The sequence below is a fragment of the Janthinobacterium violaceinigrum genome, assembly GCF_009208555.1.
In the GTDB taxonomy this organism is placed as follows: Bacteria; Pseudomonadota; Gammaproteobacteria; order Burkholderiales; family Burkholderiaceae_D; genus Janthinobacterium; species Janthinobacterium violaceinigrum.
In genome coordinates this window covers 125,493-141,869 of record NZ_WFLI01000008.1, presented here as the reverse complement: position 1 = coordinate 141,869, position 16,377 = coordinate 125,493, and the positions used below count along the sequence as shown (strand labels likewise).

The 16,377-nt window shown below is 61.8% G+C and carries 15 protein-coding genes; 10 read left to right on the top strand and 5 right to left on the bottom strand.

Translation table 11 applies throughout. The features are described 5' to 3' along the window. Window positions 1-7 precede the first annotated feature (7 nt). Complete coding sequence (gene uraH / locus GCN75_RS09385; protein ID WP_152282288.1) at window positions 8-418, top strand: hydroxyisourate hydrolase; 411 nt, start codon at window positions 8-10, stop codon at window positions 416-418. 7 nt (window positions 419-425) lie between these two features. Here the strand turns inward: uraH and GCN75_RS09380 are convergent, their stop codons facing one another. Beyond that, entirely contained in the window at window positions 426-1,124 is a 699-nt protein-coding gene (locus GCN75_RS09380) for a glutathione binding-like protein (protein ID WP_152282287.1), read from the bottom strand. A gap of 188 nt (window positions 1,125-1,312) precedes the next feature. On the opposite strand from GCN75_RS09380, the gene GCN75_RS09375 reads away from it, so the two are divergent. Beyond that, window positions 1,313-1,738: a YdgH/BhsA/McbA family protein gene (locus GCN75_RS09375; RefSeq protein ID WP_152282286.1), complete on the top strand. Its 426-nt coding sequence runs from the start codon at window positions 1,313-1,315 to the stop codon at window positions 1,736-1,738. Between the two features lie 16 nt (window positions 1,739-1,754). Here GCN75_RS09375 and GCN75_RS09370 read toward each other — a convergent pair whose 3' ends face one another. After that, window positions 1,755-3,401: a methyl-accepting chemotaxis protein gene (locus GCN75_RS09370; protein WP_152282285.1), complete on the bottom strand. Its 1,647-nt coding sequence runs from the start codon at window positions 3,399-3,401 to the stop codon at window positions 1,755-1,757. A 287-nt stretch (window positions 3,402-3,688) separates the two neighbouring features. Between GCN75_RS09370 and GCN75_RS09365 the strand changes: the two genes are divergently transcribed. Together GCN75_RS09365 and GCN75_RS09360 are read left to right on the top strand one after the other, a co-directional pair. Further along, window positions 3,689-4,117: an EamA family transporter gene (locus tag GCN75_RS09365; RefSeq protein WP_211552158.1), complete on the top strand. Its 429-nt coding sequence runs from the start codon at window positions 3,689-3,691 to the stop codon at window positions 4,115-4,117. A 73-nt stretch (window positions 4,118-4,190) separates the two neighbouring features. Next, a complete protein-coding gene (locus GCN75_RS09360; RefSeq protein WP_152255945.1) occupies window positions 4,191-4,556 on the top strand; it encodes a hypothetical protein in 366 nt (121 codons plus the stop codon). Here the strand turns inward: GCN75_RS09360 and GCN75_RS09355 are convergent. Further along, window positions 4,550-4,987, bottom strand: a complete 438-nt coding sequence (locus GCN75_RS09355; RefSeq protein ID WP_152282284.1) for a hypothetical protein — start codon at window positions 4,985-4,987, stop codon at window positions 4,550-4,552. The two genes, GCN75_RS09360 and GCN75_RS09355, sit on opposite strands and share 7 nt — an antisense overlap. A gap of 190 nt (window positions 4,988-5,177) precedes the next feature. Here GCN75_RS09355 and GCN75_RS09350 point away from each other — a divergent pair, with 190 nt between their 5' ends. Continuing rightward, a complete protein-coding gene (locus tag GCN75_RS09350; RefSeq protein ID WP_152282353.1) occupies window positions 5,178-5,996 on the top strand; it encodes an AraC family transcriptional regulator in 819 nt (272 codons plus the stop codon). A gap of 45 nt (window positions 5,997-6,041) precedes the next feature. Here the strand turns inward: GCN75_RS09350 and folE are convergent, their stop codons facing one another. Both folE and nudC read right to left on the bottom strand, forming a co-directional pair. Then, window positions 6,042-6,608: a GTP cyclohydrolase I FolE gene (gene folE, locus GCN75_RS09345; protein WP_034754386.1), complete on the bottom strand. Its 567-nt coding sequence runs from the start codon at window positions 6,606-6,608 to the stop codon at window positions 6,042-6,044. Between the two features lie 77 nt (window positions 6,609-6,685). Then, entirely contained in the window at window positions 6,686-7,522 is an 837-nt protein-coding gene (gene nudC / locus GCN75_RS09340) for an NAD(+) diphosphatase (RefSeq protein WP_152282283.1), read from the bottom strand. Window positions 7,523-7,812: 290 nt separating this feature from the next. Here nudC and GCN75_RS09335 point away from each other — a divergent pair, with 290 nt between their 5' ends. The 5 genes from GCN75_RS09335 (at window position 7,813) to GCN75_RS09315 (ending at window position 16,298) form a co-directional block, all read left to right on the top strand. Further along, window positions 7,813-10,146: a catecholate siderophore receptor Fiu gene (locus GCN75_RS09335; protein WP_152282282.1), complete on the top strand. Its 2,334-nt coding sequence runs from the start codon at window positions 7,813-7,815 to the stop codon at window positions 10,144-10,146. A 386-nt stretch (window positions 10,147-10,532) separates the two neighbouring features. After that, on the top strand, window positions 10,533-11,846 hold the full coding sequence (locus tag GCN75_RS09330) for a dicarboxylate/amino acid:cation symporter (protein ID WP_152282281.1): 1,314 nt from the start codon (window positions 10,533-10,535) through the stop codon (window positions 11,844-11,846). A 106-nt stretch (window positions 11,847-11,952) separates the two neighbouring features. After that, window positions 11,953-12,945: a porin gene (locus GCN75_RS09325; protein ID WP_152282280.1), complete on the top strand. Its 993-nt coding sequence runs from the start codon at window positions 11,953-11,955 to the stop codon at window positions 12,943-12,945. A 109-nt stretch (window positions 12,946-13,054) separates the two neighbouring features. Then, complete coding sequence (locus GCN75_RS09320) at window positions 13,055-14,962, top strand: sensor histidine kinase (RefSeq protein ID WP_152282279.1); 1,908 nt, start codon at window positions 13,055-13,057, stop codon at window positions 14,960-14,962. Next, window positions 14,955-16,298, top strand: coding sequence for a sigma-54-dependent transcriptional regulator (locus GCN75_RS09315; RefSeq protein ID WP_152282278.1), 1,344 nt, complete (start codon window positions 14,955-14,957; stop codon window positions 16,296-16,298). Before GCN75_RS09320 ends, GCN75_RS09315 begins: the two co-directional genes overlap by 8 nt. Window positions 16,299-16,377 lie beyond the last annotated feature (79 nt).

Below are 16,377 nucleotides of genomic sequence, written 5' to 3'. Positions count from 1 at the left end.
TACAACGATGACCTGTCTGAAAAAAATCACCGCCGCCCTGGCTTTCGCCAGCCTGTCCAGCACGGCCCTGGCCGCCGCCAATCCCTTGAGCGTGCACATCCTCGACTTGCAAAGCGGCCAGCCGACGCCGGGCGTGACGGTGACCCTGGAGCAAAAGAAGGGAGATGACTGGAAGCAATTGAGCCGCGCCGTGACGAATGCGCAGGGGCGCATCGCAGCCATGTATCCCGTTGATACGCCCATGCAGGCGGGCGACTATCGCATCGTGTTTAAAACCGGCGAGCACTATGCGCGGCTGAAACAGGAAACCTTCTTCCCGGAAATCCCCGTGCAATTTCACGTGGAAAAGACCGACCAGCACTATCACATTCCCCTGCTGCTCAGTCCTTTCGGTTTTTCCACTTACCGAGGAAACTGACCGTCGATCACGCCACCGTCTTCGCCGTCTGGCCGAACAGCACGCTTTTCGCATCCTCGCTGACGGTGGGCTGCACATTGATCTCGGCCGCCCGCGCATACGCACGCACGGTGGCGGGACGGGCGGCAATGGCCGCGAACCAGCGCGCCAGGTGCGGGAAATCTTCCAGCTTCTGGCGCTGGCGCGCATGCGGCACGATCCACGGGTAGATCGCCATATCGGCGATGGAATAGCTGTCGCCGGCCACGAATGCACGGTCCGCCAGGCGCTTGTTCAGCACGCCGTATAGCCGGTTCGTTTCGTTCACGTAGCGCGTGATCGCATACTCGATGGGCTCGGGCGCATATTGCACGAAATGGTGGTTTTGCCCGGCCATGGGACCCAGTCCGCCCATTTGCCAGAACAGCCATTGCATCACCTCGGCGCGGCCGCGCACATCGGCCGGCAGGAATTGCCCGCTTTTCTCGGCCAGGTATTGCAGAATGGCGCCCGACTCGAACAGGGACAGGGGCGCGCCGCCATCTTCCGGCGCCTGGTCGACGATGGCGGGGATGCGGTTGTTCGGCGCAATGGCGAGAAATTCGGGCGTGAACTGCTCGCCCTTGCCGATATGCACGGGAATGAGCGTGTACGGGATGCCCGCTTCTTCCAGGAACATCGTCACTTTGTGCCCGTTGGGCGTGGTCCAGTAATAGAGGTCGATCATCGTGGTCTTTCCAGGTAGATAAGTAAAGCGGGCGGACTCTGCAAAACTATTGTCGCGCCGCAACTGGTGTGCATGGATATAATGCCACGTAAGCGAAAAACAAGACGGCGCCCAAGCGAGGCAAGCGCCCACTCGCAGCCTCACGCAGGCATCCCGACATTCCAGAGCACAAACAAAGAAAGCCGACCATGCGCAAACTCCTGATCGTCATGCTGTCCGTCCTGCTGTCAGGCTGTGTCCAGGACTTCGCCATCTACCTGTTCGACGGCCAGGACCACTCGCTGACCGTGCGCCGCCAGCAACGTTATTTTTGGCAAGATACCGTGGAAGTGCAGCTGATGGCCACCAATCTGCCGCAATGCCAGCGCCTGCATACGCTGTCGACGGATGCGCCAGCCGACATCAAGGTCGAGCTGTTTGCGGCCGGCGAGGGTGTGTGGAATATCCGCATGGGCAAGCAGCTGTGGCAGGCGGAAACGAATACCTGCAATGAGCTGACGGAAATGGAAAACGACCCGAAAGCCGACCTGGGCCAGCCAGTCGGGCAATTCGTGGTCGTCGATGACAAGCTGGAATTCGAGCCGGCGCCGCCAGCGGCGGCACCCGCCCAATAAGTCCTGGGCGAAACTTCTAGCGCGCCGCCAGGCTGCGCAGCGGCTTTCTTGCCACGGCGCGCGGCGCGGCAGCCGAAGCGGCCGCCAGGCGCGGCGCCGTCCCCGGCTCCTGCGCCGACAGCTTGAAGCGCGCCACCAGCTGCGCCAGCACGGCCGCCTGGTCCTGCATGCTGGACGCCGCTGCCGCCGCCTCTTCCACCAGGGCCGCATTTTGCTGCGTCACGCTATCCATTTCCGTGATGGCCTGGTTCACATGGCCGATGCCCGTGCTTTGCTCGTGCGAGGCAGCCGTGATGTCGGCCATGATGTCGGTCACGCGCGAGACGGACGCGACCACCTGATCCATCGTCGTGCCCGCCTGTGCAACGAGGGTGCTGCCGGCCGCGATGCTGTCGACGGAAGCGCCGATCAGTTCCTTGATTTCCTTTGCCGCGCCAGCGGACCGCTGGGCCAGATTGCGCACTTCCGACGCCACGACGGCAAAGCCGCGTCCCTGCTCGCCCGCGCGCGCCGCTTCCACGGCCGCGTTCAAGGCCAGGATATTCGTCTGGAACGCGATGCCATCGATGACGCCGATGATGTCGACGATCTTGCGCGACGAAGCGTTGATGGTGTCCATGGTGCCGATCACTTGCGCCACCACGGCGCCGCCCTGGCGGGCCACGGCGGAAGCGGACTGCGCCAGCTCATTTGCCTGCACGGCGTTGCCCGCGTTTTGCGTCACGGTCGAGGTCAGTTCCTCCATCGAGGCGGCCGTTTCTTCCAGCGAACTGGCCTGCATTTCCGTGCGCGCCGACAAGTCCATATTGCCGCTGGCAATCTCGCTCGATGCCGTGGCAATCGTCTCGGCGCTGTGGCGGATTTCGCTGATCGCGTCGACCAGGTTGGCCTGCATGGTTTTCATCGCATACAGCACGCTGTGGCGGTCGTTGGCATGCGTGCGCACGGCGCCGCTCAAATCGTTGTTGGCGATCTTTTCGGCCACGTCGGCCGCATACTCGGGGTCGCCGCCCAGCGCATGGCGCAGGCTGCGGTTGATGGCCACGACGACGGCGGCCAGCAAGGCGCACACCAGCAGCAGCACGCCCAGCGAAGTGATCAGCGACTGGCGGAAGGCCGCGTCGATATCGTCCATGTACACGCCCACGACGAGGGTCCAGGCCCACGGCTTGTAGGCCACCACGCGGCTCATCTTCGGTTCCGGATTCTTCTGGCCCGGACGGGGGAAATAATAGTGGACGAAACCCTTGCCCGCATCGCTCTTGCCGACGGTAACGATGTCGCGGTACAGATAGGTACCGTTGGCATCTTTGAAATCCGACATGTTCTTGCCGTTGGTTTGCGGCGCGGCGGGATTCATCACGACGACGGCATCGAGGTTGATGATGGACAAATAACCGGTCTCGCCAAAGCGCATGCTCTTGATGACGGCCGTGGCCTGCTTTTGCGCCTCTTCCTTCGTCAGGGCGCCGCTGGCGGCCAGGTCGCCGAACATCTTGACGGCGCCCAGGCCCAGGTCGGCGGCATTGCTCAGGTCGGCGCTGCGCTCTTCGATGCGGATCTTGCGAATTTCCAGGGCGTTATAGACAAAAATAACGGTGATGCACAACAGGCTGCAAATCAGGGGAATCCATAACTTCTGCTGGAACGTCAATTTCTTCATGCTGTGTCTCCAACTATCTATTTGCGGCGATGGGGCGTGGCCCGCTTCCAGCTCTGCAGGCCAGGAATGCGGCGGCGACGGTGCTCTGGCGGCACCGTTCAGACTGCTCCAGCATACGCTCGAACGACCAATATTTACAATGCCGGGAAGCAATGAATTTTTCCCGGTGTTGTTAATGCGTTGCGACAATTGATGAGAATTGGTGTTGCGTTGCAATAAAAATGGGCCAGCGGCCGCCGTTCTTTTACGCTACAGTCATTGCCATTCCCCACCGCGCAAGGAGTGCCATGTCGACCACCATGAGCTGGCAAGGCTTTGCCATCCTGTCGGCCGTGTTTGCGGCCCTGACGGCCATCCTGGGCAAGCTGGGCGTCGCCCACCTGAACAGCAATATGGCCACCTTGATACGCACGGGCGTCATCCTGCTGGTGACGGCCGCCATCATCTCGCTGCGCGCGGAGTGGCAGCGCCCCAGCGGCGGCAACTGGGTGGGCTGGACCTGCCTGATCGCCTCGGGCGTGGCCACGGGGCTGTCGTGGCTATGTTATTTCCGCGCGCTGCAACTGGGACCCGTCTCGCTGGTGGCGCCCGTCGACAAGCTCAGCGTGGCGCTGGTGATGCTGGCCGGCTGGCTGGTGCTGGGCGAGCCGTTCACCCTGAAAGGGGCCCTCGGTGGCGGCCTGATCGTGCTCGGCTCGCTGATTTTGCTACTGTGATGCATTCCCCGGCACGCGGCGGCGCGCCTGTGTCAGAATGCACGCCGCATAGATCGACACACGAAAGAACAGCATGACCAAGAATGAAGCCATGAAACGCATCAACGACCGCCTGGGCAAACCCACGCTGACGGACAAGAACACGCACTTTGCCAGCGTCGCCAGCTATGGCACGGACGAAGGCTGGTGGCTGAAGATTCCCTTCCTGACCTTCAAGCAGGAATTGCACTTCATCCTCAACAATGAAAAGACCAAGAGCTTCCAGCACCTGAAGATCGGCGCCAACCAGATCCTCAGCCCCGGCATGAAGTTCCGCAGCACGGGCGGCGCAGCCGACGCCTTCATGTCGGCCTCGGCACCGAAACGCCTGGTCGACCTGCTCGACGGCGGCAGCAAGTACAACTTCACCAAGCATCTGGTCAGCGAATACCGCTACTGATGCGCGGCCGTGCTGCCGTCGCCCGGCGGCAGTTGCGGGGGCAGCCACGCCTTGAGCAAATGCTGGGCGATGTCGAGCGCGTCGTCGCGGCTGGTGCCGAAATGCAGGGGATAGCCCCAGAACTTGCCGAATAAAACGGCAAAGGCCTTGCCGGCCAGGCGCTTGGCGGCGCTCGGTTCGACCAGCACCATGCCCTGGATATAGGCGCGGATGGCAGCCTTGTTCTGCTTCATCCACAGTGAAGCCCGCTTGCGCTCTTCCTGCGGGTGCTCATGCCCGTCTTCGTCAAAGCCTTCCTCGCTGAGGATGACAAACGCCTGCCGGCGCGCCAGCAGCGCGTCGAATTGCGCGAACAAGGCATCGGCCTGGAGGCTGGACGCGCTGTCGCGGCGCATCCAGACGAGGGGAAATGTGGAAAAATCGAGTTGCATGGGATGACTCCTTCAAGGGGTTGCCGTTCCTCCTCACCTTCATCAGAACACTGGCGGCGGCGGTTGCCGTTGAAGCGGGGCTGCGGATAGCCACACGATACCGTTGGCGGCGTTGCGCGTCATTGCATAAAATAGCCACAATATTATTCAATCCAGCCAACACCGCATGCCCCATCCATTGTTGCCCAGCATGCTGACGGCCCACCTGGGCCTGGACGCCGCCGCCTCCATCTTCGATTTCGACGTCGATGGCGTGCTGCGCCCGCTGCTGGCCGTGGGCCTGGCCAGTGTGCGCGAAGACGCGGAGCAGGCGCCGCACCAGCACCGCAAGGGACAGCTGCTGTATGCCACGCGGGGCGTGATTCATTGCGAGGTAGAAAGCGGCGTGTGGATCGTGCCGCCCCAGTGCGCCGTGTGGATACCGGGCGGCCTGATGCATGCGGCGCAGGGCGTGGGCGAAGCCGAATGCTATTGCCTGTTTGTCGAGCCAGCCATGGCGCCGGCCCTGCCGGCCGTCTGCTGCACCGTGGCCGTCTCGCCCCTGCTGCGCGAACTGATCGCCAAGGCGGCCAGTTTCCCCACCCTGTATGCGCTGCACGGCGCGCAGGAACGCCTGGTGGCGACTCTGCTCGATGAGCTGGCGGCCGCGCCCGTGGAAGACTTGCATTTGCCGATACCGCGCGATGCGCGCCTGCGCCGCCTCGCTTCCCTGCTGCTGGCGCAGCCGGCCGATAAAAGCACCTTGGCCGAATGGGCCAGCCGCATCGGCATGAGCGAGCGCAGCATGACCCGGCAATCCCTGGAGGAAATGGGCATGAGCGTGGGCCGCTGGCGCCGGCAATTGCACGTCATCCTGGCCTTGCAGCGGCTGGCGCAAGGCCACAGCGTGAAAGCGGTGGCGCTGGAACTCGGCTACGAAAACACCAGTGGCTTTGTCACCATGTTCCGCAAGGCCGTGGGCAAGCCGCCCGCCCGTTACCTGGCGGAACGGGAATCGGGCAAGCCATAAAAAAAGGCGGCATCAGCCGCCTTCGTCCTGCATCGTCGCCGAAAATCAGCTTTCGCGCGCCAGGGCCAGGAATTCCGTGCGCAGCGCCAGGTTCGGCTGCATCTCACCCAGCATGGCCGAGGTGATGGTTTCTTCGCCCGGCGTACGGATGCCGCGGCTTTCCATGCACAGGTGGCGGCAGCGCACGACCACGCCCACCGACTTCGGTTCCAGCACTTCCATCAGCGCATTGGCGATCTGCATCGTCATGCGTTCCTGCACTTGCAGGCGCTTGGAGAAGCAGTCGACCAGGCGCGTCAGCTTCGACAGGCCGACGATCTTGCCATTGGGCACGTAGCCGATGGTGGCCTTGCCGAAGAACGGCGCCAGGTGGTGTTCGCAATGGCTGTAGACGGGGATGCCGCGCACCACGATCAGCTCGTTGTACTGCTCCGCGCCGTCTTCGAAGGCTTTCAGCAAATCGACCGGATCCTGGCCATAGCCCGACGTCCAGTGCTTCCAGGCCTTGGCCACGCGCGCCGGCGTTTCCAGCAAGCCAGGACGCTGCGGGTCTTCGCCAAAGCTGCTGATCAGCCGGCGCCAGTCGTTTTCGGAGAATTCTTCTTGAGACATGCTAAAACACCCTAAAATTTGCAATTGCCGCCAGTATATAGAAAATGTGGCAGGCTGCCTGAGCAGCCGCTGCTTTCCTACTGCGCCGGCGGACGGTGCGCCTGCACCAGCAGCGCGGAAATCGACACGCTGGACGTCGCTTCCGGCCACGCGTCGCCGGGGCCGAACCAGCGCGCCTCGGCGATCTCGTTCTCGTCCAGGCGGATGTCGCCATCGAGGTAGTCGGCCGTAAACGCGATCATCAGCGAATGGGGAAACGGCCAGGACTGGCTCATGAAGTACTGTAGATTGTGCACGCGCAAGCCCACCTCTTCCATCACTTCGCGGTGCACGGCTTCCTCGATCGATTCGCCCGCTTCCAGGAAACCGGCCAGCGGACTGAAGCGTTGCGACGGCGAGTGCTTGTGCATGGCCAGCAGCACCTGGTCGCCCTTGCGTATCAACACCATCATGGCGGGCGAAATGCGCGGGTACGCGAGCATGCCGCAAGCGGCGCACGTAAAGCAGCGCTCGCCGCGCATGCGCTGCATGGGCGTGGCGCACACGCCGCAATGGCGGTGCGTGCGCGCCCATTCGGCCAGCTGCACGGCGCGGCTGGCCAAGCCCAGGAAACCGTCGTCGACGGCATTGAACAAACTGCGCATGCCATGCCAGGCCAGGCCGCCATCGGCGGGCAACGCTTCCTCATCGGCCCAGACGGTCTGGCAATAGCGGCCCTGCCAAAGGCCCACGGGCTGGGCGCGGCTCAAGTCGATGCCGAGCGCCACCACCTCGACGGCTGTGGGCAAGAGCAACTGGGGCGTACGCAACAGCAGCCGCCCCCGGTGAAACACAAACGTGAGCGTCAGGTCAAAGGCCGGGGCCGGTTCGGGCGCATCGATCAGGGGAACAAAGGCATCGGGAGTGTGGAGCATGCTGGCAGTCAATTGTAAAGGTTGCTCATCATACTCCCGCTGCCGGACGCTTGCGCGCGTAGCAGCGGCCCGCCGGCAAAGCAAGCATTCATGCGGCATCACAGTGTTTTTTTTCCGATACCTGTAATCCGTTGTGTAAACGAGACTGATAACGATTCTCATTTACGGAATAGCGCCCAATTATTACAATGTCCCACACCCCGTCTCCACCGCCAGCCACTTGTCCGCGTGCCATTGCACCGCGCAGCGCCAGCCAGGAACCACTACCCTGACCTTATCGAGAGAGCAAGATGGCAATCAAGAGCCGCAAACACGCCCCCAACCGTTTCAACCAGCACATCGGCGCCGCCCTGGCCGTGATGCTGCTGCCCGTCGCCGCCCAAGCGGCCGATCCGGCCGGCCAAAGCGCCCCCGCATCGCAGCAAACCCTGAACGAAATCAAGGTCGTGGGCTCCAAGGAAAATGATTTCAAGGCCGAAAAAGCGTCGTCGCCGAAATACACGGAAGAGCTGGTCAATACGCCGCAAACCATCGTCGTGATCAAGAAGGAATTGATCGAACAGCAAGGCGCGCTGACCCTGACGGACGCGCTGCGCAACACGCCAGGCGTCGGCACTTTTTTCCTCGGTGAAAACGGCAACACGAACACGGGCGACGCCGTCTACATGCGCGGCTTCGACTCGTCGGGCAGCATCTATGTCGATGGCGTGCGCGACGTGGGCTCCATCTCGCGCGACGTCTTCAACATCGAACAGATCGACGTGCTGAAGGGCCCGGCGGGCACGGACAGCGGCCGCGGTTCGCCCACGGGCTCGATCAACCTGGTCAGCAAGACGGCCACCATGGAAAACAAATTCAATTCCCTGCTGACGGCGGGCAGCGGCAAGCAGAAGCGCGCCACGGCCGACTGGAACCGCATCCTCGACACCGACTCGGGCACAGCCTTGCGCCTGAACCTGATGACGCAGGACAGCGGCAACCCGGCGCGCGATGAAGTCAAGAACAAGCGCTGGGCCTTCGCGCCCACCGTCACCTTCGGCATCGGTAAACCAACACGCATCACGGCCAGCTACCTGCACGTAGACCAGGACAACGTACCCGACGGCGGCGTGCCCACCATCGGATTGCCCGACTACTCGACGCCGGACACCATCACGCAAACGAACAAGGTCATCCGTACCTACCTGAATAGCGCAGCCAAGGTCAACCCGAAGAATTTCTACGGCTCCACTGCGGACTACGACAAAATCAAGGCCGACATGGGCACCTTGCGCATCGACCATGATTTCTCGCCCAATGTGCAGCTGCAAAACACCACGCGCTACGGCAAGACCAAGCAGGACTACCTGCTGACGGCCTTCATGGGCAGCACCGCCAACCTGAAGACGCCGGTCGCCACCGATCCGTCGACCTGGACCCTGGCGCGCTCGCTGCGCACCGTCAAGGACCAGGAAAACACGATCCTGACCAACCAGACCGTGGTCAGCGCGCAATTCGACACGGGCGTGCTCAAGCACTCGCTGGTGGCCGGCGCCGAGTTCACCAGCGAAAAGCAGACCAACTACAGCTATGTGCCCGCCAGCCTGGGTACCTTGCCGGACGCCAATCTGTACCGGCCGAACCCGCGCGACCCCGTCACCGGCCACAACCCCGTGCGCAGCGGCGCCTACACCGAAGGCGAAGTCAACACGCAAAGCCTGTATGTATTCGACACCGTCAAATTCGGCGACAAGTGGATCTTCAACGGCGGCGTGCGTTTCGACCACTTCAACACCACGTATGACGCCGTCGCCCTGCAAGCGGCCGTGACGCCGCCAGCGGTACAGCCATTGCCAGTGGGCACGCCGATTCCCACCCACCTGACCCTGAGCGACACCTTGGCCAACGGCAAGATCTCGGCCATGTACAAGCCGACGCCGGACAGCAGCGTGTATGCCTTGCTGGCCACGTCGAAAGCGCCGCCTGGCGTCAACTTCGCCCTGAGCAGCGGCGCCAGCAGCGCGCAAAACCCGAACTATGACCCGCAAGAAACCCTCACCAAGGAAATCGGCACCAAGTGGGACTTCCTGAAGCAAAAACTGTCGCTGTCGGCCGCCGTCTACCAGACCACCGTCAAGAATGAAGTGGAACAGGATCCCGTCATCCCCACCATTTACTATCAGACCGGCAAGAAGCGCGTGGAAGGCCTGGAACTGGGCGTGGTGGGCGAGATCATGCCGAACTGGCTGGTCAGCGCCGGCTACACGCGCATGAATACCAAGGTCGAGTCGGGCAAGGTGGTCACGGCCAGCGGCATCAATAACCTCAGCTACACGCCGAAACAGGCGTTCACCAGCTGGACCTCGTACACGCTGCCATTTGGCCTGAAGATCGGCGGCGGCGCGCGTTACGTGGGTGAAATGCTGCGCGGCACCGACGGCGCCGTCGGCACGCCGGCCCGCGTGGATGCCTACTGGGTCTTCGACGCCATGGCAACGTATCCCGTCAACAAGAACCTCGACTTGCAGCTGAACGCCTACAACCTGGCCGACAAGACCTATGTGGCGGCCATCAACAAGTCCGGCTTCCGCTACACCCCGGGCCAGCCCCGTTCGTTCAGCCTGACGGCAAATATCAAGTTCTGACGTCAAGAAAACAGGTATTGCGCAATATCAAGCCCCTCTTCGGAGGGGCTTTTTTATTGTCCTGATAATCTTGTCTTTTTGGCGCACCGCGCCCCTGCCGTGACTAGCGTATGAAAAGTCATACAGCGATGGCCTGCCGCGTCCAATATTTCGCGCAAGCAGGCCTGGTTGCGACTTCTTAACAACAAAAAAAGCTTCCTTAAATCAACAACTTAAGAAGTTACGTACCAAATTTCCATTTCAGGCATATCCTTTGCTATGTACAGGTTTTGCTGCAAATAATCGCCAGCACGCAAGGGCTTGTTTTTGAGAAATATTGACTCCAAGCTTGAGTTGCTCGCTATCAATAATCCGCTCACAGCGGCGCTTCATTTGGAGGAGTCAAAATGAAAAAGAAACGGCCATTAACCCTGTACATCCTGATTGCCATGATCCTCGGCATTGCCGTCGGCTATGGATGCAACACCGCCTTCCCGGATGCCAAGCTTAGCGCTCAGATCGCTGGCAATATTTCCATCGTTACTGACGTCTTCCTGCGCCTGATCAAGATGATCATTGCGCTGCTGGTGTTCTCCACCCTGACGGTCGGCATCGCCCACATGGGCGACGGCAAGACGGCGGGCCGCATCGGCCTGAAAGCCATGTGCTGGTTCGTCGTCGCCTCGCTGGTGTCGCTGGCGCTGGGCATGGTGCTGTCGAACCTGATGCAGCTGGGCACCAACCTGGGCTTGCCATTGCCGGACGTACACGCGTCGACCAATTTGAAAACGGCCGCCTTCACCTTGAAAGATTTCTTCACGCACCTGGTGCCGAAATCGCCGATCGAGGCCATGGCCAACAATGAAATCCTGCAAGTGCTGGTGTTCTCGATCTTCTTCGGCGGCGCACTGGCCGGCCTGGGCGAATCGGGCAAGACCCTGACGGCCGTCGTCGACCAGCTGGCACAAGTCATGCTGCGCATCACGGGCACCATCATGAACCTGGCCCCACTGGCCGTGTTTGCCGCGATGGCTTCCGTCATCACCACGCATGGCCTGGGCGTGCTGGTCACGTTTGCCAAGTTCATGGGTGGCTTCTACCTGGGCCTGATGTGCCTGTGGGCCCTGCTGATCGCCGCCGGTTTCGTCGTCATCGGCCCCCGCGTCTTCAAGCTGGTCGGCCTGATCCGCGAACCGTTCCTGCTGGCATTCTCGACGGCCAGCTCGGAAGCGGCGTATCCAAAACTGCTGACGGCGCTCGACCAGTTCGGCGTGGACCGCAAGATTTCCAGTTTTGTGCTGCCAATGGGCTACTCCTTCAACCTCGATGGCTCGATGATGTACTGCACCTTTGCCGTGCTGTTCATCGCGCAAGCCTACGGCATCGACCTGTCGATCGGCACGCAGATCACCATGCTGCTGCTGCTGATGCTGACGTCGAAAGGCATGGCCGGCGTACCGCGCGCCTCGCTGGTGGTGATTGCCGCTACATTGAACCAATTCAATATTCCAGAAGCGGGCCTGCTGCTGCTGATGGGTGTCGACCAATTCCTCGACATGGGCCGTTCGGCTACCAACGCGGTCGGCAATGCCGTCGCCACGGCAGTCGTCGCCAAGTGGGAAGGCGGCCTGGCCACCGAAGAAGAAGCAGCCGCGGCCAACGCGGCCAGCCAGAACACGGAAAGCCACTGGGGCGAAGCGGACCACGCTAGCAAGGCCTAAGGCGCCATGGCCCGCCACAAGCGGGCCATTTATTTGTTTTCATTGTTGAGTAACAAGCAGTCAGGTAGTGCGATCAGTAGTTATCCCCCTTACTAGAGAGATTCTCATGAAAAAAGTCCTGTTTACCCTGCTGGCCCTTGGCGCAGCTTCCGGCGGCGCGCTGGCCCAATCCAGCGTGACCATCTATGGCGTGGCCGATGCCGGCCTGGTGCTCGACAAGGATGCGGCAGGCGAGCGCGTCAATCGCGTCGCCTCGGGCGTGGCCTCCGGCTCGCGCATCGGCTTCAAGGGCAAGGAAGACCTCGGCGGCGGCATGTACGCCAACTTCGTGCTGGAAAGCGGTTTCAATATCGACACGGGCACCTCGGGCCAGGGCGGCTTGCTGTTCGGCCGCCAGGCGTATGTGGGCCTGTCCGGCAGCGCCGGCGCCATCACCCTGGGCCGCCAGTACTCGCCGTACTACCTGGCCCTGCGCGACGTGGCCGACCCGTTCGTCATCGGCCTGGCCGGCACGGCCTCGAACCTGATGGTGACGAATATCCGCGTCGACAACATGGTGCAATACACGACACCGACCTATAGCCACCTGTCGGCCGACTTCGCTTATGGCTTTGGCGAAGTGGCAGATGACAATGCGAAAAACCGCAGCCTGGGCGGCGCCGTGCACTACATCGACGGTCCCCTGAACGTGACCCTGACGCATCACCGCAAGGAAAATGCGCTGGCCACCCAGCAGACGCGCAACACCCTGCTGGCCGCACGCTACGACTTTGGCGTACTGCAAGGCAACTTCGGCTATGCCGACAACCGCGCCCTCGACAACAGCAAGAGCAACGACTTGCTGGTCGGCCTGAGCGCCCCGTTCGGCGCCACCAAGCTGGTCGCGTCCTACATCCGCCACAACGACAAGAGCAACTTGAACCGTGACGCCCAGCAATGGGCCATCGGCGCCTTTTACTCCCTGTCCAAGCGCAGCGACCTGTACACCGGTTACGGCCACATCAGCAACAAGAACGGCGCCACCTTCGTCGTCGGCAATGCCACGGACAATGGCACCGGCAACAGCGGCTTTAACCTGGGCATGCGCCACACCTTCTGATCGCGGCTAATGACAGCGCAGGCCGCCGGATGCACATCCGGCGGCTTTTTTATTTCCGCGATTACTTAAATGCGATACTGTGGGTTCTTGCAAGTTGGCACCTGATTTTATGAATAGCAGCAGCAAACCACCTCTTTCCTGGCGCCAGCGCCTGTCGCAACGGTCGGGCCGCGAAACGCTGGCCTGGGGCGTGGTGCTGGCCGCCTGCCTGGCCACCGTCTGGCTCGTGTATTTCTGGACCGAGCGCATCGCCATCGGCAAGCTGCAGGCCAGCGGCGCCCAGCGCCTCGAGGTGTACGTCAGCAGCCTGGAAAATGCGCTGGAGAAATACGACTTCCTGCCCAAGACCCTGGAGCTGAACCGCGACGTGATCCGCCTGCTGCAGCATCCGGAAGACCCTGTGCTGGTCGATACGGTCAACCATTACCTGGAACAGATGAATGCCCAGGCGAAATCCTCGACCATCTTCATCAGCAACCTCGACGGCAACACGCGGGCCGCCAGCAACTGGCAAGGACCGGACAGTTTTATTGGCGACAATATCTCGTTCCGCCCGTATGCCCAGGACGCCCTGCGCGGCACGCCGGGCCGCTTCTATGGCGTGGGCACGACGCGGCTGGAACCCGGCTATTTCTTTGCCCATGGCATCTACCAGAATGGCCACATGCTGGGCCTGGCAACGGTGAAGGTGAACCTGGAAAACCTGGAAAAACGCTGGGTGCAGGGCGCCGACAAGGTGATGCTGGCCGATGAACACGGCGTGATCTTCCTGAGCTCCATGCCCGATTGGAAATACCGCACCCTGGCCCCGCTGTCACCCGCCATCGTCGAAGAACTCAACCGCACGCGCCAGTATTACTCGAAGCAGCTTGAACCGATCCCCTTCGTTTCCGACCGCCAGCTGGGCAATGGCGCGCGCGTGATCAGCGTGCGCGAGCAGGAGCACCCCGATACGCCACCGAAGACCAGCTCCAGCGTGATGACGCAGATCAAGCTGAAGTCGCCGCAAGGCTGGACCTTCATTTATTTGTCCGACCTGGCGCAAGCGAAGGCCAGCGCGCGCGCGGCAGCCGCCTTCTCCTGCGTGCTGCTGGGCTTTTTCATGCTGCTGTTCTTTTATCTGCGCCAGCGCCGCGCGGCCGTGGCGCAAAAATTGCGCGCCCGCGAAGATCTGCAGCATGCGTACGACAACCTGGAAGCCATGGTCGAGGAACGCACGTCGGAACTCAATGCCATGACGCAAAGCCTGAGCCAGGAAATCGACGTGCGCAGCAAGGCCGAGCAAAAACTCCACATCACGCAAAATGAACTGTTCCAAGCGGGCAAGATGGCCGTGCTGGGGCAAATGTCGGCCAGCATCACGCATGAACTAAACCAGCCGCTGACGGCGCTGCGCACCATGTCCGACAATGCCGTCATCCTGCTGGAACGGGGCCGGCTCGACGACGCGCGGCGCAACCTGGCGAAGATCTCGCAAATTGCAGCCAGGATGGGGACCATTACGGGCCAATTGAAGATTTTTGCGCGCAAATCGACAACCAGCCTGACCTCCGTGTCGATTCCCACGGCGATCAGCAACGCCCTGTTCCTGGTCGAACGGCGCCTGCAGGTTGAAAATGTGCGTTTCACCCTGCAATTGCCGCCCGAAGACATCTTCGCCATGTGCGAAAGCAACCGCCTGGAGCAGGTGCTGGTGAACCTGTACGCCAACGCGCTCGACGCCATGAACGGCAGCGACGTGCGCAGCCTGCGCGTGGCCGTCGAATGCACGCCGGAGCACGTCCTCATCCACGTGGCCGACACGGGACCGGGCCTGTCGACGGAAGTGTACGAACACCTGTTCGAACCATTCTTCACCACCAAGCCGCAAGGCCTGGGACTGGGTTTGGGACTGGCCATTTCCGAACAGATCACGCGCCAGTTCGGCGGCGTGCTGCGGGCCGAAAACGCGCCCGGCGGCGGCGCCGTCTTCACCATCGAACTACAGATTGCAACGCAGGAGGAAAAACATGTTTGACGGCTTGAAGGTCTTGCTGGTCGAGGACGACCCCACCGTACGCGAAGGCAGCGAGCAGGCACTGCAGCTGGCCGGCCTGGACGTGCTGGCCTTCCACTCGGCCGAACTGGCCTATAAACTGCTGACGCCGGATTTTCCCGGCATCGTGGTCAGCGACGTGCGCCTGCCCGGCATGAGCGGCCTGGAATTGCTGCAGGCGGTCAAGACGCTCGATGCCAACCTGCCCGTGATCCTCGTCACGGGCCACGGCGACATCACCATGGCCGTGCACGCCATGCGCACGGGTGCCTACGACTTCATCGAAAAGCCCTATTCGTCCGAGCAGCTGGTCGACGTCATCCTGCGCGCGCTGGAAACGCGGCGCCTCACCCTGGAAGTGCACAGCCTGCGCCGCCAGCTCGAGGACGGCGGCGGCATCGAAGCGCGTTTGCTGGGCAATTCCGTGGCGATGCGCGACATACGGCGATTGATCCTCGACGTTGCCAACGAACCCGCCGACGTCCTCATCTATGGCGATACGGGCACGGGCAAGGAAATGGTGGCCCGCTGCCTGCACGACTTCAGCCATCGCCGCAAGCACAACTTCGTCGCCGTCAACTGCGGCGCGATTCCCGAAAGCATTTTCGAAAGCGAAGTCTTCGGTCATGAACCGGGCGCGTTTACGGGCGCGGCCAAGCGCCAGGTGGGCAAGATCGAGCATGCGGACCAGGGCACGTTCTTCCTTGACGAGATCGAATCGCTACCCCTGTCGCTGCAGGTGAAACTGCTGCGCGTGCTGCAGGAACGCTACATCGAACGGCTCGGCTCGAACGTGCCCACGCCCGTCGATGTGCGCGTGATCGCGGCGGCCAAACTGGACCTGGAAGACTTGTCGCAGCAGCAGAAATTCCGCAGCGACCTGTACTACCGCCTGAATCTGATCGTGCTGCATTTGCCGCCCCTGCGCGAACGGCGCGAGGATATCCCCATCCTGTTCGAGCACTTCGTGCTGGCCGCCGCAGCCCGCTACAACCGCGCCGCGCCCGTCGTCTCCAGCGCGCAGATGCGCAACCTGATGGCCCATTCCTGGCCCGGCAATGTGCGCGAACTGCGCAATATCGCCGACCGCTTCGTGCTCGGCATCGCCGGTGGCGCGTCGAGCCTGCTGGCCGGCGGCCAGGCCAGTCCGCTGTCGCTGGCGGAACAGGTCAATGGCTTCGAACGCGCGCTGATCGAACAGGAACTGCGTGCATATTCGGGCAACGTCAGCGAAGTGAGCGCAGTGCTCGGCTTGCCGAAACAGACCTTGTATCACAAAATGCAGAAATACAACCTGGTGGCCGAAGAGTTCCGCTAGGCAGGCGAACAGAGAAACATATCCAAAAGAATAATGAAAAGAATATCAAAATATTCCCTATGGTATATATTGTTTCTTT

Coding starts and splice junctions, on each gene's coding strand:
- GCN75_RS09320 (WP_152282279.1), top strand. CDS start 13,055: ATGAATAGCAGCAGCAAACCACCTCTTTCCTGGCGCCAGCGCCTGTCG.
- uraH (WP_152282288.1), top strand. CDS start 8: ATGACCTGTCTGAAAAAAATCACCGCCGCCCTGGCTTTCGCCAGCCTG.
- folE (WP_034754386.1), bottom strand. CDS start 6,608: ATGTCTCAAGAAGAATTCTCCGAAAACGACTGGCGCCGGCTGATCAGC.
- GCN75_RS09380 (WP_152282287.1), bottom strand. CDS start 1,124: ATGATCGACCTCTATTACTGGACCACGCCCAACGGGCACAAAGTGACG.
- GCN75_RS09330 (WP_152282281.1), top strand. CDS start 10,533: ATGAAAAAGAAACGGCCATTAACCCTGTACATCCTGATTGCCATGATC.
- GCN75_RS09325 (WP_152282280.1), top strand. CDS start 11,953: ATGAAAAAAGTCCTGTTTACCCTGCTGGCCCTTGGCGCAGCTTCCGGC.
- nudC (WP_152282283.1), bottom strand. CDS start 7,522: ATGCTCCACACTCCCGATGCCTTTGTTCCCCTGATCGATGCGCCCGAA.
- GCN75_RS09350 (WP_152282353.1), top strand. CDS start 5,178: ATGCTGACGGCCCACCTGGGCCTGGACGCCGCCGCCTCCATCTTCGAT.
- GCN75_RS09355 (WP_152282284.1), bottom strand. CDS start 4,987: ATGCAACTCGATTTTTCCACATTTCCCCTCGTCTGGATGCGCCGCGAC.
- GCN75_RS09315 (WP_152282278.1), top strand. CDS start 14,955: ATGTTTGACGGCTTGAAGGTCTTGCTGGTCGAGGACGACCCCACCGTA.
- GCN75_RS09370 (WP_152282285.1), bottom strand. CDS start 3,401: ATGAAGAAATTGACGTTCCAGCAGAAGTTATGGATTCCCCTGATTTGC.
- GCN75_RS09365 (WP_211552158.1), top strand. CDS start 3,689: ATGTCGACCACCATGAGCTGGCAAGGCTTTGCCATCCTGTCGGCCGTG.
- GCN75_RS09335 (WP_152282282.1), top strand. CDS start 7,813: ATGGCAATCAAGAGCCGCAAACACGCCCCCAACCGTTTCAACCAGCAC.
- GCN75_RS09375 (WP_152282286.1), top strand. CDS start 1,313: ATGCGCAAACTCCTGATCGTCATGCTGTCCGTCCTGCTGTCAGGCTGT.
- GCN75_RS09360 (WP_152255945.1), top strand. CDS start 4,191: ATGACCAAGAATGAAGCCATGAAACGCATCAACGACCGCCTGGGCAAA.